Source organism: Hafnia paralvei ATCC 29927 (genome assembly GCF_001655005.1).
GTDB lineage: Bacteria > Pseudomonadota > Gammaproteobacteria > Enterobacterales > Enterobacteriaceae > Hafnia > Hafnia paralvei.
In genome coordinates, this window is the sequence record NZ_LXET01000082.1 from 1 (window position 1) to 263 (window position 263).

At 47.9% G+C, this 263-nt stretch carries 1 protein-coding gene; it reads right to left on the minus strand.

Features of this window, described 5'->3' with window-relative positions; all coding sequences use genetic code 11:
• A partial coding sequence (locus tag M988_RS23280) for an S-type pyocin domain-containing protein (RefSeq protein ID WP_282956185.1) occupies nt 1-156 on the minus strand: 156 nt, incomplete at its 3' end.
• Between the last annotated feature and the right edge of the window lie 107 nt (nt 157-263).

Genomic DNA, 263 nt, shown 5'->3' on the forward strand with positions numbered 1-263 from the left:
CTTTTCACCCTCTGTCGTAAACTCATACAGCCCAGTCAGTGTGTTGAGTTTCATCTCACGCACAGGTACTTCGGATAAACCGCTTTCCGTTGACGTGTGATAGCCTTTTGGGAATATGACGCAGGATAAGTCTGAAGAACTGATGAAGACGCTCAAGAGAGCGATTGGCTACGTTGATACAGGGATCGAGCATCCGAACTCACGTTTCTTTGATGACGACTGATTGCTGATCGGTTGTCCAGCGCTGGTGAAATAATCCGCAC